This window comes from Streptomyces phytophilus (assembly GCF_013870535.1).
Lineage (GTDB): Bacteria > Actinomycetota > Actinomycetes > Streptomycetales > Streptomycetaceae > Streptomyces > Streptomyces phytophilus.
Genome location: NZ_JACBXC010001400.1, coordinates 1 through 1494, shown reverse-complemented (window position 1 = coordinate 1494; position 1494 = coordinate 1). Strand labels below are relative to the sequence as shown.

Below are 1494 nucleotides of genomic sequence, written 5' to 3'. Positions count from 1 at the left end.
GTCGCCTCGACGGCGCTGGCGCGCGGGGTGCAACCGGTGGTCATCGAGCAGGCCGCGGTGCCGCAGGCGCGGGTCCTGGGCGAGGAGATGGGCTCGTTCTGCGCGGACGTCCAGCGCGCCGCGGGGGTGGAGCTGCACACCGGCGAGACCGTCGCGTCGGTACGGACCGGGCCGGACGGCGTCGTCGTCACGACCGAGTCGGGGCTGCGGGTCGAGGGCGACGCGGTGGTAGTCGCGGTCGGCGCGGCGCCGAACACCGCGGTGGCGCGGGCCTCCGGGGTCGCGGTGGAGAACGGGGTCCTCGTCGACGAGCGCTGCCGCACCAGCGTCCCGGGCATCTTCGCCGCGGGCGACGTGGCCAACCACCGGCATCCGGTGTACGGGCGGTGGGTGCGGGTGGAGCACTTCGACAACGCGAACAAGCAGGGGATGGTGGCGGCGAAGAACATCCTGGGCCGGCCGGCGGTGCACGCGGACCCGCACTGGTTCTGGTCCGACCAGTTCGGCCTCAACCTCCAGCACGTCGGGCACGCGCGGTCCTGGGACCGGCTGGTGGTCCGCGGCTCGGTGGCGGAGCGCGACTTCACCGCGTTCTACCTCGAAGAGGGCGTGCTGCGCGCGGCGTTCGCCGCGGAGCGCGGCGGGGACGTGCCGGCGGCGAAGGAGCTGATCGCCCGCGGGGCGGCGCCGGATCCGGCGCGGCTGGCGGACGAGGACGTGGACCTGGCGGAGCTGGCCGAGCAGACGGAGCCGGCCGAGCGGGCGGACGGGGCGGCGGCGCAGCCGGCGCTGGCGGGAGGAAAGTGACGATGCCCGACACCGAGAACGCGACCGGGAAGGCGACCGGGACCGCGTACGTGCGGGTCGCCCGCTCCGGCCAGGTCCCGGAGGGAGTGGTGCGCCGCTTCTTCGTCGGCGACACCGAGCTGGCGGTCTCCCGCTTCGAGGGCGAGGTCTACGCGAGCGCCAACTACTGCACGCACCTGGCCTGCCACCTGTCGTCCGGCAAGGTCACGGAGGACGGGCTGCTGTGCTCGTGCCACGGCAGCGTCTTCGACTTCGCCACGGGGGAGCCGCTGGCGCCGCCGGCGGTGAAGCCGATCAAGGTGTACGAGGTGCGGGAGGAGAACGGGGAGATCCTGGTGGCGGGGCTGGAGGGAGCAGGGGAGGTCACGGGAAGCGCGTGACGTAGCGGCGCTGCCAAGGGGTCTCCACCGCGCGGCGGTTGTAGTGCTCCCGTACGTACGCCACCGCCCGGTCCGCTGGCACCCCGTCGAGCACCGCGAGGCACGCCAGCGCCGTCCCCGTACGGCCCACCCCGCCGCCGCACGCGACCTCCACCCGCTCCTTCTCCGCCCGCTCCCACGCCTCGCGCAGCGCCACCTGCGCCGCCGCGCGGTCGGCCGGCAGCCGGAAGTCGGGCCACCGGACCCAGCAGCTCTCCCACGCCGTCTCCGGCGCCGGCCGGCCCAGCAGGTACAGCCCCAGCTCCGG

General features: G+C 75.2%; 3 protein-coding genes. 2 read left to right on the top strand and 1 reads right to left on the bottom strand.

The features are described from left to right. Both H5J30_RS32780 and H5J30_RS32775 read left to right on the top strand, forming a co-directional pair. Window positions 1–807, top strand: an 807-nt coding sequence (locus H5J30_RS32780; protein ID WP_181791318.1) for an NAD(P)/FAD-dependent oxidoreductase, incomplete at its 5' end; no start/stop codon positions are given. A 2-nt stretch (window positions 808–809) separates the two neighbouring features. Further along, entirely contained in the window at window positions 810–1187 is a 378-nt protein-coding gene (locus H5J30_RS32775) for a Rieske (2Fe-2S) protein (protein ID WP_181791316.1), read from the top strand. Here H5J30_RS32775 and H5J30_RS32770 read toward each other — a convergent pair. After that, window positions 1171–1494, bottom strand: a 324-nt coding sequence (locus H5J30_RS32770) for a protein-tyrosine phosphatase family protein (RefSeq protein ID WP_258563656.1), incomplete at its 5' end; no start/stop codon positions are given. The two genes, H5J30_RS32775 and H5J30_RS32770, sit on opposite strands and share 17 nt — an antisense overlap.

Bases quoted from the DNA above. Each gene is read 5' to 3' on its own strand.
- H5J30_RS32775 (WP_181791316.1), top strand. From the start codon at position 810: ATGCCCGACACCGAGAACGCGACCGGGAAGGCGACCGGGACCGCGTAC.